Origin of the sequence: Tepidibacter mesophilus, from assembly GCF_002724055.1 — a bacterium.
Taxonomy (GTDB): Bacteria; Bacillota; Clostridia; order Peptostreptococcales; family Peptostreptococcaceae; genus Tepidibacter_A; species Tepidibacter_A mesophilus.
This window is the reverse complement of sequence record NZ_BDQY01000007.1, coordinates 93,592-115,370: the sequence shown is the minus strand read 5'-3', so window position 1 is coordinate 115,370 and position 21,779 is coordinate 93,592. Positions and strand designations below refer to the sequence as shown.

Below are 21,779 nucleotides of genomic sequence, written 5' to 3'. Positions count from 1 at the left end.
TTAGTATTTACAATGCAGCAATAAAAGGTGAACCTATCAATAAAATTTTTGATACTCTGAAAATTGCATAGGAATCCCTTTGGTTATATAACTGTAAAAAATTTCAAATAAAACTGCACTATTATAGTAATTAGTTCAATATATTGTATTATTTTCGCAACATTTGCATAAAAAGGAATTTCGTCGAACTGTTAAAACTTACCTTATACCTTAAATATCTACATAAACTTTGAAGGAAAATTAGTAAATATGTCGAAATTATAAAATATAAAGAATATTTTATTCGAAAGTTAAAAATTAACTTATGTAACTAAAAACTTCATATGAATTAAGTTTAGATTTATGCTTTGTAAAAAGAGGAGGGGATTTGGTGAATAATTATATAAAAAAACAGATAAAAGATCTTGTTTCAGGAGATATTGTTTTACATCCAATTTATAGAGTGGATGGGTTGATGTTAATAGATAAATACAAAATATTATCCTTAGATTTAATTAGAAAAATTAAAAGACATAGTTCTAATGATATTTCAGTTTTAGTTTCAGTTTCATTAGAACAGTTTAGAAGTTTTATTGATAATAAAGAATTTAAAGAAATAGAATTTAAAGAAAATTTAAAAGATATAATATCTCAATATAATAAAAATCTTATCTTTCCAATAAATCCGAATCTATTATTCCCTGAAGAAAAAGCAAAAGAATATAACGAAAACAAAAATGAGGATGGCATTAAAATATCAAATAATAACATAGATATTTTCTATAATCAGTCATTTTTCGCTTCATTTGAAACTAAGTTAGAATCTATTAAATCACAGAAAAGAGCTAAGTTAGTAAAACTAAAGTTAATAAATACAATATTAAATGATAATAGTCTAAAAAAATTAATAAAGAGACTAAAAGAATATAAAGATATATTATTTTTACATAGTATAAACACAGCTTCTATGGCATTGATGATTGGATTAACTCTTGAATTAAGCGATAATGATCTTATTGATTTGGGACTTGCTGCTTTATTTTCAGATATAGGCTATACTGAAATAAGCAAAGAATCCTTTGAAAATTACTTAAGAAATCGAGAGGATGGCATGGAAGTACTGATTAAACAAATAGAAATTTTTATGAGGGTTTCTCTACAGACACCACTACTTAGAAAAAATTCGATTATTTATGGTGTTTTAGATAGACATGAATATTATAATGGAAATGGTAGACCTAAAAGGAAAAAAGGCAAAGAAATAAGTTTATTTGGAAGAATTCTTTCTATATGCCAATCTTATGATGTTATGGTTGGAGGTTATTTATATAATGATGGGATGCTACCTAATGAAGCTATAAGGAAACTTTGGCAGAACAAAGGAAAACAATTCGATTCTGATATTTTAAATATATTTATAAGTAGAAGTACTTTTTACAAAATAGGAGAAAAAATAATGATTAATAAAAACTTGAAAGGCAAGATTATAGGATTTACAGATTTTATTGAAGCACCTCATCGTCCAATCATAAGAACTGATGATGGAAAAACTGTAGATTTATTAAAATTATCGACATACTAAATAGGAGGAAATAAATATGAAATCCATTAAAATTAGATTAGTTATTATTTTAACAATGATACTGTTTATTTCATCGGGGTTATTAGGATTTTTATCTATAAAAAATGCTTCAAAAGCACTTTTATCAAAAACTGAAGAGACATTATTAAATACTACTATTGAGGCAACCAAATATGTTGAGGCTCGTATTAATACACAAAAATTATATATTGAAACAATCGCACAAAATCCTATTATAATTGACGAAAATATTTCTTGGGAAGAAAAGGTAGATTTTTTGCAAAAAGAAGCTCAAAGAAGTGGATATACGGGATTTGCAATAGCAGATACTAACGGACAGTCTAAACTGTTTGATTATGATAAGACAATAATAGATATTAAAGACAGACAATATTATAAAGATGCATTGAATGGAAAAACATCTTTTTCAGATATAATAATTAGCAAATTAGGTGATGGGGCAATACTTATCTTTTCTACACCTGTGAAAGAAAATGATAGAATTATAGGAGTATTTTATGGATGGAAAGATGGTTTAGCTTTAAGCAAAATTACAAAAGACATAAATTGTGGCGAAAAAGGCTATGCTTATGCAATTAATAGACAAGGAATAATTACAGGACATGAAGATACAGAGTTAGTTATTAAAAGATTCAATCCTATTGAAGATGCAAAAAATAATTCTGACTCAGTAGAATTTGCTAGAACATTAGAAGAACATATGATAAAGGGAGAATCAGGAGTAGATCAATATTTGTATAAAGGGAAAGTAAAGATGGTAGGGTTCGCACCAGTAAAAAATAGCCCTTGGGTAATCGGCGTAGAGATAGAAAAAAATGAAGTTTTATCAGGTGTTAATGAATTGAAACATAGTTTATTGATTATAACATGTATTATTATTTTTATAGGAATGATTATTACTTATTTTATAAGTGGAATGATTACGGAACCTATTAAAATACTATCTCAAATAATAGATAAATTATCCAAATATGATTTAACAATTGATGAAAAATCAAAGGTTGTTAAATATTTAAGTCGTAAAGATGAAATAGGATTAATTGCGAATTCTTTATCAAAAATGCAAATGAATTTTATAGATTTAATCAAGAATATATTAGATAAATCTGAACAGGTAGCATACTCATCAGAAGAACTGACTTCTACTAGTCAGCAATCATCAATAGCTGCAGATGAAGTAGCACGAACTATAGAAGAGATAGCATATGGAGCAAATGAACAAGCTAAAAATACAGAAGATGGTGTAATCCATATTAATGAACTAGGAAATTTAATAGAAAAAGATCAAAAATATCTAATAGACTTAAATACTTCGGCCGATGAGGTTAGTATATTGAAGGATGAAGGACTAGAAGTATTAAAGGATCTAGTAGAAAAAACTAATCTTAACAATAAAGCATCTAAAGAGGTGCATGATAGCATAATAAATACAAATGAAAGTGTAGAAAAAATTGAAAAAGCAAGTCAAATGATTAAAAGTATAGCTGATCAAACCAATTTATTAGCACTTAATGCAGCTATAGAAGCATCAAGAGCAGGGGAATCAGGGCGAGGATTTGCGGTTGTAGCTGATGAAATAAGAAAGTTAGCAGAGCAATCTAATGCTTTTACAGATGAAATATCAATTGTTATTCAAGATCTTATTAACAAAACCGTACATGCAGTTAATACAATGCAGGAAGTAGGAAAAATTGTAAAATCACAAACAGATAGTGTGGAAAAAACTAATAGAAAATTCACAGGAATTGCAGATTCTATTGAAAAAATGAAGCAAGCAATAAAAGTTATAAATCAATCGGGTTATGAAATGGAAACTAAAAAAGATCAAATTATTGATATTATAGAAAGTCTTTCATCTATTTCAGAAGAAAATGCAGCGGGAACAGAGGAAGCTTCTGCATCAGTTGAGCAGCAAAGTGCCTCTATGGAACAAATTAAGAATGCTAGTGAAGATTTATCCAAATTAGCAGAAGAAATGCAGATTAGTATCTCTAAGTTTAAACTATAGTAGGTATATATCATATAATTGTAGATATTAAAAAGCTTAATAAAGACATATGTCTTTATTAAGCTTTTTTGACTTTAAGGAAATTATATATCCTTAATTTTACATAATAGGAATTTTACATAATCTAATTAGAAAGAAATTTTTGACCAGCCTTTAGGAACCTTACGATCAAAGTAAACAGTTACTTTATCTCCATCGTTTAATTTTCCAATAATAGATGCACTTGTTGAAGGTTCCTCTCTAACATTTAAGTGACTATTAGGATCATTTAAATCAACTGTTCCTGGGTAACTATTAGCCCCTGGCATAGCCTCGATATCTAAATACTTTGTTGCTACATAACCTGCCATAATAAACATCTCCTTTTTATTCATATAATTTTTAATATTTGCTTTTATAATTTTCATCTTGAGAATTTTTAACCGGTTATTTACTTCTCACTATATAAAGATGAAATGTATACTAAAATTGTAAACCTCTACTTAAACTTTTTTTTAAATCTTTTACTTGTAGTCGAAATAGAGTAAATTATATATAAAGCTATTTTTTAAATACATAATTTTTAATCTCTTCTACATCCTTTTTCACATCTTCAACAATATTGAGCTTATCAGTAAGTTTAGATATAATTCCTTGATAATTTTGTTCTCTTTCTTCTTGCCTAAGATCTCTTTTTTCTTGAGTTTTTAGAATATAGAAAATAAGAGCAACACTTAAAGCTGCCCATATTCCTTGAGTTGAAGCTAGTTCTATTATTTTATTCTCCATGTTTTCCCCCTTTTTTTAATCAAATTTAAGCTAATATATATTTTTCTTTATCTAAATATCTTTTGAGTTTTTTTAATGCTTTATTTTTAGATGTATTTACAGCTTGTCTCGAAATATGAAGCTTACTAGCTATTTCTGCATCTGAATATCCTTTAATAAATTTTTCTACTAAAATAATTTTTTGAATTTCAGTCAATAAATCTAATAAATCATCAATAAAGAGTTTATCTTCAACTTGATAATTTGATGTATCTTCTATAATTTCTAGGTTTATTTCTAAACTCTCATTAATTCCCTTTACATATTTTCTATATAATTCTGTTTTTTTATTTTTTATAGAATTATATATATAATTTGTAATTGCACCGTCATTTTTTAACTCTAAATTACTTGATTTTATTTTGCAAATTGTCTCTATTAAACCTATAATTAAGTCTGTTTCTGCCTCCTCATATCCTAGCTGGTTGCTAAATTTTTTAATAGTTCCTTTAAATCTACTTATTATCTGATTTAAAGCTTCTTTATCCTTGCCCTTTGCTTTTTCAACTAATTCTCTAATAGATTCATTCATATAGTTATCCCCCTAAGTCAAATATTTAAATTTATCTATCAAAGACGTTGTATTTAGGGAATATGTAAACATTGAAATTCATTATTTGTATTTTAGTGCATTTTATTCCACTATTTTCTTTGTTCATGTCATATTTATATATGTTTTTTTGAAATGAAAAAAGACATTATAATAGAAAATTTTGATTTTTTTAATTTTTAATAAAAAAAGACCATGTGCAGATTACAGCATCATGGTCTTTTCTATATTCTTTATATAAAATAAAAAACCCAAATACTAGCCACTTTTTGAGTGGCTAGTATTTGGGTTTAATTCACAACATATGGTATGTAGCTTACTTTTTTTATTTTATAATTCTATCTTAATGCTTGTGTTGCCATATAGGCCATAAATAAATACATCCCAATAGCTATTAAAGATACTATCAATGATAGAATATATTTTACAATGATATTCATGGAGGATCTAAAAATAACCATATTGGTACTACATGCAATTACTGCAAGTGATGCACCTAACGCACCTCCTATTATAATAAGAGGTGCTGTTATATAACACCATACTTGAATATACCATTTCAAAGGCTTTGTTACTTGGATTTCTTCACCATCTATGACTAAGTTAGGCACACCTAAACCCCAAAAACTATTCTTGAAAGTAGCAACAACTTCACTTCCATCATCTTTGCGAAGTGCCATCTTTCTTTTTTTACCTTTTGGTACAACTTCACCATTGATTAATAAACGAGGACTTTTTATGCCTCCTACCTTCACTTGAATTTTTTGTTCTTCAAAACCATCTATCATAACTGTGTATATCATTATAAAACCTCCTATAAAAAATCGAGTTCAGAAATATCTTAAAAACTACAAATTAAATTTATATAAATTAAATTTTTATACAAAATAATACATATTTTTCATTTATATTAAATTATACTTATATTTTCTATAATTTCAACTTATTTGGGAAGATATGATGCAAAAGGGCTATTATAAATATCAAAAAAAAGGGGTTGAATACCCAATTAATCTCAATAAACATTCAATTTACTCAAATCGCATATTAGGAATGTTTTAGTCATTTTCAAAAACGGAGATGACTTTTTATTTTTAATAAATTTTGAAATATTATAATTTGAGGTTTACATTTTTGAAATAAAAACGTCTTTATTAAGTGTAAGACAAAACAACTAGTTAAAGTAGTCTTCAAAAATATTATAAATAAAAAGGAGAGATGTATTATGCAAACTGCAACTGCAAGTGGATTAAGAAGTAGAATGACGAGATTACCTGGGGAAGAAACATGTTATGATCCTGATACAGGAGTGTATTTCAAACCATCAACTGGGAGAATAGAAGATTTAAGTGAAAAGTATAAACGTTTACCAGGAGAAGCACTATACTATAAAATAGGAGCTAATAAAAAATGTTTTGATCCTGCAATTTATAAACAATTTATTGTAAAATCAAGAGACTATGATTTAACTGCAAAAATTAAAAATGAGTCAAAGAGTGGTTTCACTGTTTATATAGGATTAGATATAGATTTAGGTGCTGGAATTGGTGGAGGGACTTCTGGTTCGTTTGCTTTAAGTTATAATAAGTCTAAAAAAACATGGACTTTATCAATGGTTAACAGTGTATCTGGTTCAAGTGTAGCAGGAACAGATATGGATGCGGGAGTTACTATTGGATTTGTAAATGGAAATGAAAAAGCATTAAGTGGATGGACTAAATCTGGTTCAGCAAACACTCCTATTGGTGATATTAGTGTAGCTGGAGATGGAGATAATGTTACTGTTCAACTTAAAGTGGGACCAGGTATTGGTGGAGGAACTTCATCAGGGGTTTCATTTTCTAAATCAATAAATTTATTTACTGTTAGAAGTTTTTTCTAAAAAAATCTATTACGTAAATTTTGTACAACTGAAAATTTAGCAAACTAATAAATTGGATATAAAAAAACAATACCATATTTTCATAAGTCTATTACCCTATCTAAGGTAGTAGAAAATGATAAATATGGTATTGTTTTATTTATCAAAAGTAATAGCAATAGTAATATTTATTATCTGAATAAATATATTATTTCTTGAAGATTGCTTCCTAATAAGTTACATATAAAATCTATAGTAACAATTACTCCCATGAAAAAACCAACAATTAAAAAAATTCTTAAAGTGATTCTTAAATAAGAGTCTGTAAATAAAAAAGATTTATTATATATATTTATAGATTGATAAAATTTATAAGCTAATTTGACAGTTTTTTCAAAATTAAATAATCCATATATAGAAAAAATCAATAATATTATATAAGGAAATTCAAATATAAGTTTATCTAAAGACATTAAATCACTCTTTTCTCATAACTAATCTAATACTATTTGATTATATCATACATATATTGGTAAAAACTATACATTCATTCAAATTATAATTTGAATGAATGTATAGATAATTTAACTTTGTTAGCAAGAGTATCTAGTATCTCTATTTGAGAAATAAGTTCCTCTATAGAGTTAAGTTGCGTTTGACTTGATGCACTGACTTCTTCTGATGAAGCAGCAGACTGCTGGGCAACTAATGCAATTTGATTTATTGAATCTACAACTTCATTTATCTTATTTTCTAAATTATGATTTACTTTATATAAATTCTCTATTTTTTCATTTGAATTTTCAACAGAATCTATTATTCTATTAAATACATTCCTAGCACCTTTTACTGCAGTGTTTTGTTGATTTACTATATTACTTATTTCATCTACTTTAGAAGTTGTAGCAGTTGTTTCTTCTTGAATTTGATTAATTAAATTGTGTATTTCCTCAGAAGATTTTCCTACCTCTAGAGCTAATTTTCTTATTTCATCAGCAACTACGGCAAACCCTCGTCCGGCTTCTCCAGCACGAGAAGCTTCAATATTTGCATTTAGTGAAAGTAAATTTGTCTGATCTGCTATTTTTTTTATAGAGTCAGATATATTAGAAATAAGACCCATTTTTTCGTTTAATTTATATGCTAAATTAGACACTTCTCTTGAAGCATCTTCAGTTTCATTTGATTTTTTTTCTAATTTGTCTACAACCATTATACCTTTTTTACTGTTTTCTAAAGCTATTTTAGAATAATCTCTACTCTCATCGATTACACTATTAACCTCATTCATCATTATATTCATATCGTTGCTTAAATTGATTGTATTTGATGCGTATATAGCTTGAGAAGTAGCTCCACTTGCTATATCTTCTATAGCTTGAGAAACTTCTGTTGCTATATCTATAGTAGTATTTGATGAATTTTTTATAAACTCTACAGATTCTGATACGTTTACAGACATTTTATCTACATCACTTATAATATTTGATATTTTTGTAATCATACTATCAAAGCTATTTGACAAAAAACCAATTACATCTTTAGTTTGAATATTAGATCTGACTGTTAAATCTCCATTTTCAGATTTCCTCATTAATTCTCCAATACTATGTACTCTTTTTATAAAATAATTATAGACTATACTTGAAAATATAGTCCCTATTATAATCCATATACTCATTACTATGAAAATAGTATTATTAATATTATTGATTATACCGATTTTTAAGCTAATCTGTAATAAGAAAAGTGGTAATATTGAAAAAAGTACTAAAACTGATATTAATTTTGTCTTAATGGAATTAAACATAATACACCTCCAATTTATTTTTCAACTTGTATTACTTAGTTCTATAAAATTTATTCTATCATATTTAGCTTTATTATTTTAATATAAATTTCATATTTTACTTAATATAATTACGTAAGTATTTTTAGGATAAAAAATATATATAGTGAAAAGATAATATCATATAAATTTTAGTTTATTGCAGAAAGGAAGAAAATATGAAAACCATTTTTATTAAAGATATAAAAGATAATGAAAGCTTTAAGTCGAGTTTTATGATAATAAAAAAACTTGCTAGAAAAGATGGTAATCTTATTGCTTTTATTGGAGATAAAACAGGGGATGTAAAAGCTTATATTCCAGATAGTAAAGATGTTTTAGAAGTAGGGGATGTAATTTTAGTTAAAGCTAGCAAAGATGGTGCTCTTAATGTACAGGAATTTAAGAAGGAAAAGATATTTAATATAGAAGATTTTCTTCCTAGTGTTGAAAGACCAATTGCAGATATTATGGATGAAATAAATAGAATATCTGAAGGGGAGTTTAAGAGTGATGAGTGCAGAACTTTAGATGAATATTTTTTCAATGATAATAACTTTCTAGAAAAATTCAAAAAAGGTATTGGAGGACTCAGCCAGCATCATAATTATTTAGGCGGTCTTGCAGAACATACATTAAATTCTATGTATTTGGCAAAAATTATGGCTGATAGATATGGTTGTAGATATAAAGAAATAGCAATTCTTGGAGCTAAGTTACATGATATTGGGAAAATAGAAGAATATAAAATTGAGGGTCCTTTTTCTGTAACTATGCGTGGGGATATGGAAGGGCATATAGTTATGGGGGTTACTATGTTAGAAGAGGCTTTTCGCTGTGGAGGAGATATTTACAGTGAAGATTTTAAAATGCGAATTAAGAGCTGTATAATTCAGCATCATGGTAAACTGGAATATGGTTCTCCTAAAGTGCCAAAAACAGAAGAAGCATTTATAGTTCATTACGCAGATTATGTTGACGCAATGCTAAATAAAATACAGCAAGTTAGAGACATTACAGAACCTAGTAATTGGTCAGAATATGATAGAAGAATTGGAACAAAATTATATATGTAAATTATATAGTTTCTTTGTATATAAAGAATTCACAGATATATCTGTGAATTTTTTTATATACAGGAAAATTAATATAAATATCGGATGATCATTTAGTAATAATTAACTATAGCGTTCGGTTGATTTAGACATAAGAAATATTATATATATAATATTTCTTATGGTTTGATTTATTAGTGAGTGTACCGTAAACTGTAAAAAAGGGTTATTGTAATACTTCGAGGAGTTGTTGCTAATGAATATAAATAGCTTTATAGCTAAAAAGAAGTATATGTTGAAATACAGTATTATTTTATTTATTATATTGAGTTCTGTGTTTATATTGATATATTCTATTTTTCAATATAATATTATGAACTTAAAGAAAGAAGAAATAGAAAAAAATGAAAACAGAGTTATAGCATTGAAAAAAAATATACTCACACAAGAGATTGATAGTGTTATTTCTGATATATTGTTTTTATCAGACTCATTCCGTTTATATATTTCAGATGAAACAGCATATCAAGATCTTGCTAAACAATGGAAAATTTTCTGTGATAGAAAAAAAATTTATGATCAAATACGTTATATTGATATTTCAGGTAATGAAAGTATAAGGATTAATTATTCTGATAAGGGATCTTATATAGTAGACAAGTCAGAACTTCAAAATAAAAAAGACAGATACTATTTTGAAGATAGTATAAATTTGAAAAGAAAACAAATATATATATCAAAATTGGATTTAAATGTTGAAAATAATAAAATTGAACAACCTTTAAAACCAATGATGAGATTATCTACACCAGTATTTGATACTTAAGGGAAAATTAAAGGCATAGTTATTGTTAATTATTATGCTAAATATTTATTGGATGATTTTGAAGCCATATCAGAAAATAGTATAGGTGAGCTTACTTAGTGGATTCTAATGGATATTGGATTTACAACACGAATAAAGATAAAGAATGGGCATTCATGTATGATGAGAAAAAAGACATTAGTTTTAAAAATGAATATCCTAAGGAATGGAGTTATATATTAGCCAATCAAGAAGGCACATTAAATACTGAAAATGGTTTTTATACATTTTCAAGTATTATGCAGATAGATAAAGATTCATCTAGAAATAAAAAATTAGAAAACATAGATATTGTATTTGGAGAAGGAAATTGGATAGCAGTCTTAGCTATTTCTAAAAATAGTAAATATGGGATTTTGTTTGACAATAACTATTCTGAATTGATTTTAAATATACTCAAAAATCAAAAACTAGTGTTCTTGATTATATCAATAGCATCCATGGTTTTCTCGATTCTAATGACAATGAATAAGATATCCAAAGAGAAAATTAAGTGTTTTTCTGAATACGATGAAATGACTGGGGTTTTAAATAGACGAGCAGGATTGCATAGTCTTAATAAACAATACACAGACATTGTTAGCAATGGAGGCGGCATTAGTATATGTTTTATTGATATTAATGGTCTTAAAAGTGTCAATGATGCATTAGGTCACGAAGCTGGGAATGAGCTTATTATGACAGTTGTTAAGGGTATTAAGAAACATACGAAAAAGTCTGATTTTGTTATAAGAATGGGTGGAGACGAGTTTCTTGTAATTTTCGCAAACCTTGACATTGAGCAAGCTGAAAATGTATGAGAGAAAATAAATGGTGAATACAAGAAAATAAATGATGAAGAAAATAGATTGTATGTTGTAAGTGTGAGCCATGGCATAGAAGAATGCAAATTCCATCATAATGAATATATTGACAGCATTATAAACTCAGCTGACCAGAAAATGTACAATGAAAAAAAGAAATAAAAAAAGGCCTTACAATTGTTAGAAAATCAAAAGATTAAGATTATAAAATTGATGGGCCTTTTTCTGTAAACAATATTATAGAACCTAATAATTAGACAGAATATGATTGAATAATTGGAACAAAATTATATATGTAAATAAAAAAGATTCACAGATACATCTGTGAATCTTTTTTATTTACTCTTTACAGTACAAAAATAACAAAAATATACAACAAAAATATACAACAAAAAGTGTAAAATGAAAATTAAGCAAAAATATACAAAAACATGACAAAAAAAATTGATAGTATTTCCATTGTTTTGTTATATCATTGAATTATAGATAAAAAAGTAACAATTTAAATGAAATAATAGACAGCAACTAAAGGTAATATAAGGGAGGAATAATAAATGAGATCAAAACGATTTCAAGTTTTAGCACAACGTCCTGTAAACCAAGATGGCCTTATAGGAGAATGGCCAGAAGAAGGTTTAATAGCAATGGAAAGTCCTAATGATCCTAAACCATCTATAAAAATTGAAGATGGAATAGTAGTAGAACTTGATGGAATAAAAAGAGAAGATTTTGATACGATTGATAGATTTATAGCAGACTATGCAATAAATATAAAAGAGGCTGAAAAATCTATGAGTTTAGATTCGTTAAAAATTGCACAAATGCTTGTAGATATAAATATTGGTAGAGATGAAATTGTAAATATAACAACATCCATAACTCCAGCTAAGATAGTAGAAGTTGTATCACACATGAATGTGGTTGAAATGATGATGGCACTTCAAAAAATGAGAGCTAGAAAAACTCCATCAAATCAATGTCATGTTACAAACTTAAGAGATAATCCAGTACAAATTGCAGCAGATGCAGCAGAAGCTAGTATTAGAGGTTTCTCAGAGCAAGAAACTACAGTTGGAATAGTAAGATATGCACCATTTAATGCATTAGCGATACTTATAGGTTCTCAAGTAGGACGTGGAGGAGTTTTAACTCAGTGTTCAGTAGAGGAAGCTACAGAGCTTGATCTTGGTATGAGAGGACTTACAAGTTATGCAGAAACAGTTTCCGTATATGGTACTGAAGCAGTATTTACTGATGGAGATGACACTCCATGGTCAAAAGCATTTTTAGCATCAGCCTATGCTTCAAGAGGACTTAAAATGAGATTTACATCAGGTACAGGTTCAGAAGCATTAATGGGATATTCAGAAGGAAAATCAATGCTTTACTTAGAAGCAAGATGTATTTATATAACAAAAGGAGCAGGAGTACAAGGACTTCAAAATGGAGCAGTTAGTTGTATTGGTATGACGGGTTCAGTTCCTTCAGGAATAAGAGCTGTACTTGCTGAGAATTTGATAACAACTATGCTAGATATAGAAGTTGCATCAGGAAATGATCAAACATTTTCACATTCAGACATACGAAGAACTGCAAGAACACTTATGCAAATGCTTCCAGGAACAGACTTTATATTCTCGGGATATAGTGCAGTTCCAAACTATGATAATATGTTTGCGGGTTCAAATTTTGATGCAGAAGATTTTGATGACTATAATATTCTTCAAAGAGACTTAATGGTAGATGGTGGATTAAGACCAGTATCAGAAGAAGAGACTATTGCAATAAGAAATAAGGCTGCAAGATCAATACAAGCTGTATTTGAAGAATTAGGGTTCCCAGCTATAACAGATGAAGAAGTAGAAGCAGCAACTTATGCTCACGGAAGCAAAGATATGCCAGAAAGAAATGTGGTTGAAGATTTAAAATCTGCAGAAGAGATGCTTAACAAGAAAATTACTGGTCTTGATATAGTTAGAGCATTAAGTAAGAATGGCTTTGATGACGTAGCAAATAACGTATTAAACATGCTTAAGCAAAGGGTAACTGGAGATTACTTACAGACATCTGCTATATTAGATAAAGATTTTGATGTTATAAGTGCAGTTAACGATATAAATGATTACAAGGGACCAGGAACAGGTTACAGAATGAGTGAAGAGAGATGGGAAGAAATTAAAAATATTCAAAATGTAATAAAACCAGAAGATATTCAATAATTGATAGAGGTGAAAAATTATGGATAATATAACAAATAAATATGTTGCACCGCAGCTTCAGCTTATAGAAACAGGAGAAGCAAAAGTTGGAACAAAAGCAGATGAAGTTGTTATAGGAATTGCACCAGCTTTTCATAAGTCACAAAACAATACGATAGTTAATCTTCCTCATAATGATGTTCTAATAGAACTTATAGCAGGTATAGAAGAAGAAGGATTAAAGGCTCGTGTAGTTAGAGTGATAAGAACATCTGATGTTTCATTTATAGCTAATGATGCAGCTAAATTAAGTGGCTCTGGAATCGGTATAGGAATTCAATCAAAAGGAACAACTGTTATACATCAAAAGGACTTACTTCCTTTGAATAACTTAGAGTTATTTCCACAAGCTCCACTGATAACACTTGAAATTTTTAGATTAATAGGAAAAAATGCAGCTAAATATGCTAAAGGGGAATCGCCAACACCTGTTCCAACTAAGAACGATCAAATGGCAAGACCAAAGTTTATGGCAAAAGCAGCATTACTTCATATAAAAGAAACTAAGCATGTACAGGTAGGAGCAAAACCTGTAGAAATAGAAGTTGAAATTTAATTTAGAAGGGAGAAAAACTTTATGGAACAAATAAAAATGAATCCGCAAGATTATCCTTTGGCTACTAAAAGACCTGAATATATTAAAACTCCAACAGGAAAAAAGTTAGAAGATATAAATTTAGAAAAGGTACTAAGCGGAGAAATTAAACCCGAAGACGTTAGAATATCACCGGAAACATTAGAAATGCAAGCTCAAATAGCTGAGGGAATGAATAGAGAGGCTATTGCTAGAAATTTTAGAAGAGCTTCAGAACTTATATCAGTTCCAGACGATAGAATATTAGAAATATACAACTCTCTGAGACCTTATCGTTCTACAAAAGAAGAACTTTTAGCTATAGCTAAAGAACTTGAAACCAAATATAGTGCAAAAGTAAATGCAGATTTTGTAAGAGAAGCAGCTGAAGTTTATGAGAAGAGAGAAAAATTAGCAAAAGAGTAGTGAGCTTTGAATAAGGAGTAAATATATGAAGATTATTGCAGGTGTTGATATAGGAAATGCTACAACAGAAGTTGCGTTATCTAAAATAGATAATAATGGTAAGGTAGAGTTCCTTTCTAGTGGAATAGTTTTGACCACAGGGATAAAAGGGACACAAGAAAATATACAAGGTGTTTTTTCTTCATTAAAACAAGCTTTATATAAAGTTTCTATGGAACTTAAAGACCTTGATTTGGTAAGAATAAATGAAGCTGCCCCAGTTATAGGGGACGTAGCTATGGAAACTATAACTGAAACTATAATAACAGAATCTACTATGATAGGACATAATCCTACTACTCCAGGTGGAATAGGACTTGGAATAGGAAAGACGATATATATAGAAAATCTAGACTTGTTAAATATAGAAAATTCAAATAAAGACAATCGATTTATAGTTTTAATATTGAGTAAGATAAATTTCTTAGAGGCTGCTGTAAGGATAAATGAAGCAGTAAAAAGAGGAATAAATGTAACGGCAGCTATAGTTCAAAGAGATGATGGAGTTCTAATTAATAATAGATTAGAAAAAAAGATACCTATTGTTGATGAAGTGATACTTCTAGAAAAAGTTCCAATAGGAATGAAAGCAGCAGTAGAGGTAGCAGAGCAAGGTGGAGTAGTAGAAATTTTGTGTAATCCATATGGTATTGCAACAGTATTTGGATTAACTTCAGAAGAAACAAAACTTATAGTTCCTATATCTAGAGCACTTATAGGAAATAGATCTGCCGTAGTTATAAAAACACCTAAAGGAGATGTCCAGGAAAAAAGAATTCCAGCAGGTAAAATACACATAGATGGACTAAAGCGTAAAGAAGTGGTAGATGTTGAATATGGAGCTGAAAAAATAATGGAAGCGATTAAGCTTTGCGTTCCTGTACAGGATATAAAAGGTGAAGCTGGTACTAATTCAGGTGGAATGCTTGAAAATGTAAGACAAGTAATGGCTAAACTTACTAATCAGAATATAACTGATATAAAGATTCAAGATCTTCTGGCAGTAGATACCTTTATACCTCAGAAAGTAAAGGGAGGCCTAGCAGAAGAATTTTCTATGGAAAATGCAGTAGGAATAGCAGCTATGGTTAAGGCTGACAAACTTCAGATGCAAATGATTGCTGATACACTTAAGGAAAAATTAAATATAGATGTAGAAGTAGGGGGAGTAGAAGCGGATATGGCTATAAGAGGAGCCTTAACTACCCCGGGAAGTAGCACACCTCTTGCAATACTTGATATGGGTGCTGGATCTACTGATGCATCTATAATAAATAAGCAAGAACAAATATCTTCTATACATTTAGCTGGTGCTGGAAATATGGTAACTATGCTTATTAAGTCGGAATTAGGATTAGAAGATTTTAATTTAGCAGAAGATATTAAGAAATACCCTTTAGCGAAAGTAGAAAGTTTATTTCATATAAGACATGAAGATGGTACTGTAGAGTTTTTTGAAAATCCATTGGAGCCATCTGTATTTGCAAAAGTAGTTATATTAAAAGATGGAATGCTAGTTCCAATAGATGGGAATAATTCCTTGGAAAAAATAAAGACTATAAGAAGATTTGCGAAAGAGAAAGTATTTGTTACTAATTGTCTAAGAGCATTAAGTATAGTATCTCCAACTGGAAATATTAGAGATATAGAATTTGTAGTATTAGTAGGTGGATCATCGCTAGACTTTGAAGTACCTCAATTAGTTACAGATGCACTATCTCAGTATGGTGTAGTAGCAGGAAGAGGTAATATAAGAGGAGTAGAGGGACCTCGAAATGCAGTAGCTACAGGACTTATATTAGCTTTTAATGAAAATAGGAAAGGGAACTAATGAAATATTACAAGTATGAGAAACCAAGTATATATATATATTATTCCTTCGAAATGAAGGATATATCAATTTTTAATGATGTATTGTTTGGAATAGAGGAAGAAGGTATACCTTATGAAGTTAAAGAAAAAAAAGAATCCAATTCTTTGGAATTAAGTTATAATGCTGCACAAGACTCAAGATTAGCTGTAGGTATAGGCGTTGATAAAACTGGAAAAATAACAATGACTTTTAATAAGCTGAAAAGAGGAGAAATCTTATTTGTTACAAATTTAACATCAGGAGAAAATAATCTTAGAAATTTAGGAGCTAATGCAGGCAGATTGGTTAAAGGTATATCCTTTAAGTAAATTTAGGGAGCCGTTTATTTATGGATAAAATAGGACGTTTGTGATGTATGTAGATAGAACTATGAGGAGATTTGAAGAAGAAAAATAAGGAGGAGAAAAACTATGAAAAAGTTAAATGAATTAAAAGAATTAAGCTTAGAGATAGTAAAGGAAATGGCTGCGGCAGTTGAAGAAAAAGCTACTTGTATGAATGTACCAGTGGTATTTGCGGCAGTAGATTCAGGTGCAAACTTAATGCTTATGCACAGAATGGAAGATGCTTTTATAACAAGTGTAGATATAGCTGTAAATAAAGCATTTACTTCAGCAGCATTAAAAATAGGAACACATGAAGTAACTCCAAATATACAACCAGGAGAAAGTCTTTATGGTTTACAGTTAACTAACGATTGTAGAATAGTGCCATTTGGAGGGGGATTCCCAGTAATAGCAGATGGACAAGTTGTTGGAGCAGTTGGAGTAAGTGGAGGAACTGTGGAAGAAGATATGGCTATAGCACAAGCTGCTTTAGATATGTTTAACAAGTAGTATCTAACATGAAATAATGATCTTTTGAAAGCAATTATACAAATATGAAAAACTTAGGAGGAATTGTAAGATGAGAATGTATGATTATTTAGTACCAAGTGTAAACTTTATGGGAGCTGGATGTATAAATAAAGTTGGAGAAAGATGTACCATATTAGGAGGAAAAAAAGCCTTAATAGTTACAGATAAATTTTTAAAAAATATGGAAGGTGGAGCAGTTGAATTAACTGTTAAATACTTAAGTGAAGCAGGAATAGAAGTTGCATACTATGATGAAGTAGAACCAAATCCAAAGGATACAAATGTAAAGTCTGGTTTAGAGGTGTTTAATAATGAAGGTTGTGATATGATAGTTACAGTTGGAGGAGGAAGTGCTCATGACTGTGGTAAAGGTATTGGTATCGCAGCAACTCACGAAGGAGATCTTTATGATTATGCAGGAATTGAAACTTTAACAAATCAACTTCCTCCAATAGTTGCAGTAAATACTACAGCTGGAACAGCAAGTGAAGTTACAAGACACTGTGTTATAACTAATACAGAAAAAAAGGTTAAATTTGTTATAGTAAGTTGGAGAAACTTACCGTTAGTATCTTTCAACGATCCAATGTTAATGGTTAAAAAGCCAGCTGGATTAACTGCAGCTACAGGAATGGACGCTTTAACTCATGCAGTTGAAGCATATGTTTCAAAGGATGCTAACCCTGTAACAGATGCAGCGGCAATACAATCCATAAAATTAATATCTAAAAATTTAAGACAAGCTGTTGCTTTAGGAGAGAATTTAGTAGCTAGAGAAAATATGGCATATGCTTCATTATTAGCAGGTATGGCATTCAATAATGCTAACTTAGGATATGTACATGCTATGGCTCATCAATTAGGTGGATTATATGATATGCCACATGGAGTAGCAAATGCTATGCTTCTTCCACATGTAGAAAGATATAACTTAATCTCAAATCCACAAAAATTTGCTGATATAGCTGAATTTATGGGAGAAAACATAGATGGATTATCCGTTGTAGAAGCAGCTGAAAAAGCTATAGATGCTATGTTCAGACTTTCACAAGATGTTGGAATTCCAGCGAGCTTAAAAGAAATGGGAATTAAAGAAGAAGATTTTGAATACATGGCTGAAATGGCATTAAAAGATGGAAATGCATTTAGCAATCCGAGAAAAGGGAACGAAAAAGACATAGTTTCAATATTTAAAGCTGCATTTTAAATCTAACTAAAAGATTATTAATTAAGTAGTTGTTGGTTAAAAATAGAAGGAAGATTATAATGACAAATTTTTTAGCAGAAATGTTAGGAACGATGATTCTTATAATTTTAGGGGATGGAGTAGTTGCTAATGTAGTATTAAATAAGACAAAGGGACAAAATTCTGGATGGATTGTTATATCAACAGGATGAGCTTTAGGAGTGGTTATACCAGTATTTATTTTTGGAACTATTAGTGGAGCACATTTTAATCCAGCGGTAACACTAGGATTGGCTACAATAGGAACAATTTCTTGGTCAAGTGTACCAACTTATCTCTTAGCTCAATTTATAGGTGCTTTTTTAGGAGCAGTAATAGTTTGGATATTCTATAAACCTCACTTTGAAGCAACTGAAGATCAAGGTGCAAAGCTTGGTGCATTTTGTACAGGACCAGCGATTAAAGATACGGCTTCAAATTTCATAGGGGAAGTTATTGGTACTTTTATATTAGTCTTTGGAATATTAGGAATAGGAAATACACCTATGGTCGATGGGTTAGGACCTATAGTTGTAGGATTTATAGCATAAATAAGCTACAATATAATCTTCTAAAGCTAGTTGTACACAGTAATTATTTAGGATAAGTTTTAAAAGCTAGATGTATTAAGTAATATAATGAGAATCTTCTTGTATATATTTTTCAGCATTGATTAAATTACAAGAAGATTCTTTTTTCATTAGTAAAATAGTTATTTTAAAGCAATCAGAAATATTAATTATATACCATTAGTGCTATTTATTGATTTTTATGTTTGTTATTAATATAATTAACTTAGTACTTTATGTTAATCAAAAAATTACTTATAAGGAGAAAATATTGAGTTATTTAATTGGGTTAGAAAATATTATAGATATTGAAATGTTTCAAAAAATACAGGATGATATTGCAAGTGCAACAGAATTAGCGATTATTACAGTAGATTATAGAGGAAAACCTATAACTAATCACAGTGGGCGTACTGATTTTTGTAGTATTATACGTAGTGATAGTAGACTAGGAGAATTATGCGAAAGATGCGATTCAAGAGGTGGTCTTGAGGCAGCAAGAAAAGGCGAAACATATATATATAGATGTCATATGAGGTTAGTAGATTTTGCAGTACCTATTATTGTAAGGGGTCAATATATAGGAGCATTAATGGCAGGACAGGTTTTAACTGAAGAAAGTAAGTTTTTAGAGCTAGAACGTGTTGTTCAAAGTGATACAGATATAAAAACGGGTGAAGAACTTATGGAAATGTATAAAAAACTACCGATTATTCCTTTTAGGAAAATTCAGTCCATTGCTAAGATGATGTTTCATATTAGTAACTATATTGTAAATGAGAGTCTTTTAAAAATAGTACAGCAGGAACTTAATGAAAAAAATATTAAGTTTATGGAGGTTGAAAAAGCTAAAATCCAAATGGAAAAAGAATTGGAATATTCACAATTAAAGGCTTTACAATCTCAGGTTAATCCTCATTTTTTATTTAATGTATTAAATAGTATTTCTACATTGGCTTTAATTGAGAAAGCACCAAAAACTCAGGAAGTCATCTGTAATTTAGCAGAAATTCTTAGATATACTTTAAAGAAAGTAGATAAGATGGTAGCATTAGAAACTGTAATTAATTATGTAACTTCATATTTACAGATTCAGAAAGTGAGGTTTGGACCAAGATTAGAATTTTATATTGATATAGAAACAGAATGTAGAAAAGTTAAAATTCCATTTATGATTGTTCAACCTTTTGTAGAAAATGCTATAATACATGGGTTGGAGTTAAAAGAAGATGGTGGAATTATAAAAATAAATATTTATGAAGCAGGCAAATCTGTAGTGATATGTATAGAAGATGATGGAATAGGAATTGAAAATAGCATGCTTGAATTAATAAATTTAGGAAAAGAAGAAGATTATAGAAGAAATACTTCAAGTGGAATAGGAATTAATAATATAAAACAAAGAATGACATATCATTATGGGGATAGGTATTCTATTAATATAACTAGCAGAATTAATAAGGGTACAGAAGTTAAAATTATTTTACCACAATAGTTATAGATAGGAGATCTGAGATGTATAAAATATTGTTAGTAGATGATGAAATCTTAGAAATCGAAGCACTAAAAATAATGTTGAAAAAATTTAAAGATCAAGTAACAATTGTTGGAGAAGCTAAGAATGGCAGAGAGGCAATAGAGCTTAATTCAAAATTAAAGCCGGATATAATATTTATGGATATAAAGATGCCTGGTATTGATGGAATAAAAGCTTCAAAAATTATTAGAAATCAAAATGAAGATATTGTGATTATTGTACTTACTGCATATGATGATTTTGATTTAATCCATGAAGCGTTAACTTTGGGAGTAAAAGATTATATTTTAAAACCTGTTAAGTGCGATAATTTATTAAAGGCCTTAAGTATACAGCTTTATAATTTGAAAATCAATATTAATAGAATTAAAATGAAAGAGTTATTGCTAATGGATAAAATTATATCACAAGATAAAAATGAGGCTAAAGCTTTACTAAATAGCATTATAGAAAGCTATATTATAGCTAGCAATGAAGATGTAGATTATTTTAGGCAGAAAATTCTGTTGATTGTAGAAAAAATGATGAAAATAGCTTCTAAATTTAGATTTAAACATAATGAATGGTCAAATGAAGAAGAATATTTTTATGAACTTAAATCTCTTGAAAGTATACAAACTATTGCTACTTATATAAGCAGTTTGTTAATATCAATATTTGAAGAAATACTAGAAAGTGATACAGAAACAAAGGAGAATGATATTGAAAGATTAAAATGTTCAAATAAGATTATAGAACCAGCTTTGAAATATATTGAAGAAAATTACAGAGAACAAATATTACTAGAAGAGGTAGCGAATATTTCAAATATAAGCCTTTACTACTTTAGCAAACTATTTAAAAAAGAAATGGGAATGAATTTTACAACTTATGTAACTAAGTATAAGATAGAAAAAGCTAAGAAAATGCTTAAAAATACAGATATAGCTATAGTAAATATAGCATCAGAACTTGGATACTATGAATGTGGCTACTTCACTAAAGTTTTCAAAAAAATAGAAGGTATAACACCTACAGAGTATAGAAATAAAAATAATTAAATGTAGGTGTTATTTTGTTTTT

At 28.9% G+C, this 21,779-nt stretch carries 23 protein-coding genes; 17 read left to right on the top strand and 6 right to left on the bottom strand.

What is annotated here, in order from left to right; translation table 11 throughout:
- Positions 1-370: 370 nt before the first annotated feature.
- Both Tmeso_RS06840 and Tmeso_RS06835 read left to right on the top strand, forming a co-directional pair.
- Positions 371-1,561 (top strand): HD-GYP domain-containing protein, encoded by a 1,191-nt coding sequence (locus Tmeso_RS06840; protein ID WP_099189540.1) that lies wholly within the window; start codon positions 371-373, stop codon positions 1,559-1,561.
- A gap of 16 nt (positions 1,562-1,577) precedes the next feature.
- Positions 1,578-3,590 carry a methyl-accepting chemotaxis protein gene (locus Tmeso_RS06835; protein ID WP_099189538.1) on the top strand — a complete coding sequence of 671 codons (2,013 nt, stop codon included), beginning with the start codon at positions 1,578-1,580 and terminating at the stop codon, positions 3,588-3,590.
- A 128-nt stretch (positions 3,591-3,718) separates the two neighbouring features.
- Here Tmeso_RS06835 and Tmeso_RS06830 read toward each other — a convergent pair whose 3' ends face one another.
- The 4 genes from Tmeso_RS06830 to Tmeso_RS06815 form a co-directional block, all read right to left on the bottom strand.
- Complete coding sequence (locus tag Tmeso_RS06830) at positions 3,719-3,940, bottom strand: SH3 domain-containing protein (RefSeq protein WP_187296262.1); 222 nt, start codon at positions 3,938-3,940, stop codon at positions 3,719-3,721.
- A 190-nt stretch (positions 3,941-4,130) separates the two neighbouring features.
- Complete coding sequence (locus tag Tmeso_RS06825; protein ID WP_099189534.1) at positions 4,131-4,358, bottom strand: BhlA/UviB family holin-like peptide; 228 nt, start codon at positions 4,356-4,358, stop codon at positions 4,131-4,133.
- 25 nt (positions 4,359-4,383) lie between these two features.
- The gene (locus Tmeso_RS06820) at positions 4,384-4,929 is read right to left on the bottom strand and encodes an RNA polymerase sigma factor (RefSeq protein WP_099189532.1); all 546 of its coding nucleotides are present in this window, start codon (positions 4,927-4,929) and stop codon (positions 4,384-4,386) included.
- Between the two features lie 356 nt (positions 4,930-5,285).
- Positions 5,286-5,750: a hypothetical protein gene (locus tag Tmeso_RS06815; RefSeq protein ID WP_099189531.1), complete on the bottom strand. Its 465-nt coding sequence runs from the start codon at positions 5,748-5,750 to the stop codon at positions 5,286-5,288.
- Positions 5,751-6,172: 422 nt separating this feature from the next.
- On the opposite strand from Tmeso_RS06815, the gene Tmeso_RS06810 reads away from it, so the two are divergent.
- Complete coding sequence (locus Tmeso_RS06810) at positions 6,173-6,829, top strand: hypothetical protein (protein WP_099189529.1); 657 nt, start codon at positions 6,173-6,175, stop codon at positions 6,827-6,829.
- A 170-nt stretch (positions 6,830-6,999) separates the two neighbouring features.
- On the opposite strand, the gene Tmeso_RS06805 is transcribed toward Tmeso_RS06810, so the two are convergent.
- Together Tmeso_RS06805 and Tmeso_RS06800 are read right to left on the bottom strand one after the other, a co-directional pair.
- Positions 7,000-7,281 carry a hypothetical protein gene (locus tag Tmeso_RS06805; protein ID WP_099189527.1) on the bottom strand — a complete coding sequence of 94 codons (282 nt, stop codon included), beginning with the start codon at positions 7,279-7,281 and terminating at the stop codon, positions 7,000-7,002.
- A gap of 83 nt (positions 7,282-7,364) precedes the next feature.
- Positions 7,365-8,618, bottom strand: coding sequence for a methyl-accepting chemotaxis protein (locus Tmeso_RS06800; protein WP_099189525.1), 1,254 nt, complete (start codon positions 8,616-8,618; stop codon positions 7,365-7,367).
- A gap of 197 nt (positions 8,619-8,815) precedes the next feature.
- Here Tmeso_RS06800 and Tmeso_RS06795 point away from each other — a divergent pair, with 197 nt between their 5' ends.
- The 14 genes from Tmeso_RS06795 (at position 8,816) to Tmeso_RS16810 (ending at position 21,757) form a co-directional block, all read left to right on the top strand.
- A complete protein-coding gene (locus tag Tmeso_RS06795; protein WP_099189523.1) occupies positions 8,816-9,712 on the top strand; it encodes an HD domain-containing protein in 897 nt (298 codons plus the stop codon).
- A 235-nt stretch (positions 9,713-9,947) separates the two neighbouring features.
- On the top strand, positions 9,948-10,517 hold the full coding sequence (locus tag Tmeso_RS06790; protein ID WP_099189521.1) for a hypothetical protein: 570 nt from the start codon (positions 9,948-9,950) through the stop codon (positions 10,515-10,517).
- A 98-nt stretch (positions 10,518-10,615) separates the two neighbouring features.
- Positions 10,616-11,356: a GGDEF domain-containing protein gene (locus tag Tmeso_RS06785; protein WP_099189519.1), complete on the top strand. Its 741-nt coding sequence runs from the start codon at positions 10,616-10,618 to the stop codon at positions 11,354-11,356.
- 557 nt (positions 11,357-11,913) lie between these two features.
- Positions 11,914-13,578, top strand: a complete 1,665-nt coding sequence (locus Tmeso_RS06780) for a propanediol/glycerol family dehydratase large subunit (protein WP_099189517.1) — start codon at positions 11,914-11,916, stop codon at positions 13,576-13,578.
- Between the two features lie 19 nt (positions 13,579-13,597).
- On the top strand, positions 13,598-14,173 hold the full coding sequence (locus tag Tmeso_RS06775) for a propanediol/glycerol family dehydratase medium subunit (RefSeq protein ID WP_099189515.1): 576 nt from the start codon (positions 13,598-13,600) through the stop codon (positions 14,171-14,173).
- A 21-nt stretch (positions 14,174-14,194) separates the two neighbouring features.
- On the top strand, positions 14,195-14,617 hold the full coding sequence (locus Tmeso_RS06770) for a diol dehydratase small subunit (protein ID WP_099189513.1): 423 nt from the start codon (positions 14,195-14,197) through the stop codon (positions 14,615-14,617).
- Positions 14,618-14,642: 25 nt separating this feature from the next.
- Entirely contained in the window at positions 14,643-16,487 is a 1,845-nt protein-coding gene (locus Tmeso_RS06765; protein ID WP_099189511.1) for a diol dehydratase reactivase subunit alpha, read from the top strand.
- Positions 16,487-16,837 (top strand): glycerol dehydratase reactivase beta/small subunit family protein, encoded by a 351-nt coding sequence (locus Tmeso_RS06760; RefSeq protein WP_099189509.1) that lies wholly within the window; start codon positions 16,487-16,489, stop codon positions 16,835-16,837. The genes Tmeso_RS06765 and Tmeso_RS06760 overlap by 1 nt, the downstream gene beginning before the upstream one ends.
- 102 nt (positions 16,838-16,939) lie before the next feature.
- Entirely contained in the window at positions 16,940-17,365 is a 426-nt protein-coding gene (locus tag Tmeso_RS06755) for a GlcG/HbpS family heme-binding protein (protein ID WP_099189507.1), read from the top strand.
- Between the two features lie 70 nt (positions 17,366-17,435).
- Positions 17,436-18,593 (top strand): iron-containing alcohol dehydrogenase, encoded by a 1,158-nt coding sequence (locus tag Tmeso_RS06750; protein ID WP_099189505.1) that lies wholly within the window; start codon positions 17,436-17,438, stop codon positions 18,591-18,593.
- Between the two features lie 59 nt (positions 18,594-18,652).
- Positions 18,653-18,784: a hypothetical protein gene (locus tag Tmeso_RS17060; protein ID WP_330400316.1), complete on the top strand. Its 132-nt coding sequence runs from the start codon at positions 18,653-18,655 to the stop codon at positions 18,782-18,784.
- 9 nt (positions 18,785-18,793) lie between these two features.
- The gene (locus Tmeso_RS06745) at positions 18,794-19,162 is read left to right on the top strand and encodes an MIP/aquaporin family protein (RefSeq protein ID WP_330400315.1); all 369 of its coding nucleotides are present in this window, start codon (positions 18,794-18,796) and stop codon (positions 19,160-19,162) included.
- A 289-nt stretch (positions 19,163-19,451) separates the two neighbouring features.
- On the top strand, positions 19,452-20,675 hold the full coding sequence (locus Tmeso_RS06740; RefSeq protein WP_099189502.1) for a sensor histidine kinase: 1,224 nt from the start codon (positions 19,452-19,454) through the stop codon (positions 20,673-20,675).
- 20 nt (positions 20,676-20,695) lie between these two features.
- Positions 20,696-21,757 (top strand): response regulator transcription factor, encoded by a 1,062-nt coding sequence (locus Tmeso_RS16810; protein WP_242967887.1) that lies wholly within the window; start codon positions 20,696-20,698, stop codon positions 21,755-21,757.
- Positions 21,758-21,779: the final 22 nt, after the last annotated feature.

Excerpts from the sequence above, each read along its gene's own strand:
- Tmeso_RS06825 (WP_099189534.1), bottom strand. The coding sequence starts at position 4,358 with ATGGAGAATAAAATAATAGAACTAGCTTCAACTCAAGGAATATGGGCA.
- Tmeso_RS06780 (WP_099189517.1), top strand. The coding sequence starts at position 11,914 with ATGAGATCAAAACGATTTCAAGTTTTAGCACAACGTCCTGTAAACCAA.
- Tmeso_RS06750 (WP_099189505.1), top strand. The coding sequence starts at position 17,436 with ATGAGAATGTATGATTATTTAGTACCAAGTGTAAACTTTATGGGAGCT.
- Tmeso_RS06810 (WP_099189529.1), top strand. The coding sequence starts at position 6,173 with ATGCAAACTGCAACTGCAAGTGGATTAAGAAGTAGAATGACGAGATTA.
- Tmeso_RS06770 (WP_099189513.1), top strand. The coding sequence starts at position 14,195 with ATGGAACAAATAAAAATGAATCCGCAAGATTATCCTTTGGCTACTAAA.
- Tmeso_RS17060 (WP_330400316.1), top strand. The coding sequence starts at position 18,653 with ATGACAAATTTTTTAGCAGAAATGTTAGGAACGATGATTCTTATAATT.
- Tmeso_RS06835 (WP_099189538.1), top strand. The coding sequence starts at position 1,578 with ATGAAATCCATTAAAATTAGATTAGTTATTATTTTAACAATGATACTG.
- Tmeso_RS06830 (WP_187296262.1), bottom strand. The coding sequence starts at position 3,940 with ATGGCAGGTTATGTAGCAACAAAGTATTTAGATATCGAGGCTATGCCA.
- Tmeso_RS06795 (WP_099189523.1), top strand. The coding sequence starts at position 8,816 with ATGAAAACCATTTTTATTAAAGATATAAAAGATAATGAAAGCTTTAAG.
- Tmeso_RS06800 (WP_099189525.1), bottom strand. The coding sequence starts at position 8,618 with ATGTTTAATTCCATTAAGACAAAATTAATATCAGTTTTAGTACTTTTT.
- Tmeso_RS06760 (WP_099189509.1), top strand. The coding sequence starts at position 16,487 with ATGAAATATTACAAGTATGAGAAACCAAGTATATATATATATTATTCC.
- Tmeso_RS06765 (WP_099189511.1), top strand. The coding sequence starts at position 14,643 with ATGAAGATTATTGCAGGTGTTGATATAGGAAATGCTACAACAGAAGTT.
- Tmeso_RS06805 (WP_099189527.1), bottom strand. The coding sequence starts at position 7,281 with ATGTCTTTAGATAAACTTATATTTGAATTTCCTTATATAATATTATTG.
- Tmeso_RS16810 (WP_242967887.1), top strand. The coding sequence starts at position 20,696 with ATGTATAAAATATTGTTAGTAGATGATGAAATCTTAGAAATCGAAGCA.
- Tmeso_RS06820 (WP_099189532.1), bottom strand. The coding sequence starts at position 4,929 with ATGAATGAATCTATTAGAGAATTAGTTGAAAAAGCAAAGGGCAAGGAT.
- Tmeso_RS06815 (WP_099189531.1), bottom strand. The coding sequence starts at position 5,750 with ATGATATACACAGTTATGATAGATGGTTTTGAAGAACAAAAAATTCAA.
- Tmeso_RS06755 (WP_099189507.1), top strand. The coding sequence starts at position 16,940 with ATGAAAAAGTTAAATGAATTAAAAGAATTAAGCTTAGAGATAGTAAAG.
- Tmeso_RS06775 (WP_099189515.1), top strand. The coding sequence starts at position 13,598 with ATGGATAATATAACAAATAAATATGTTGCACCGCAGCTTCAGCTTATA.
- Tmeso_RS06790 (WP_099189521.1), top strand. The coding sequence starts at position 9,948 with ATGAATATAAATAGCTTTATAGCTAAAAAGAAGTATATGTTGAAATAC.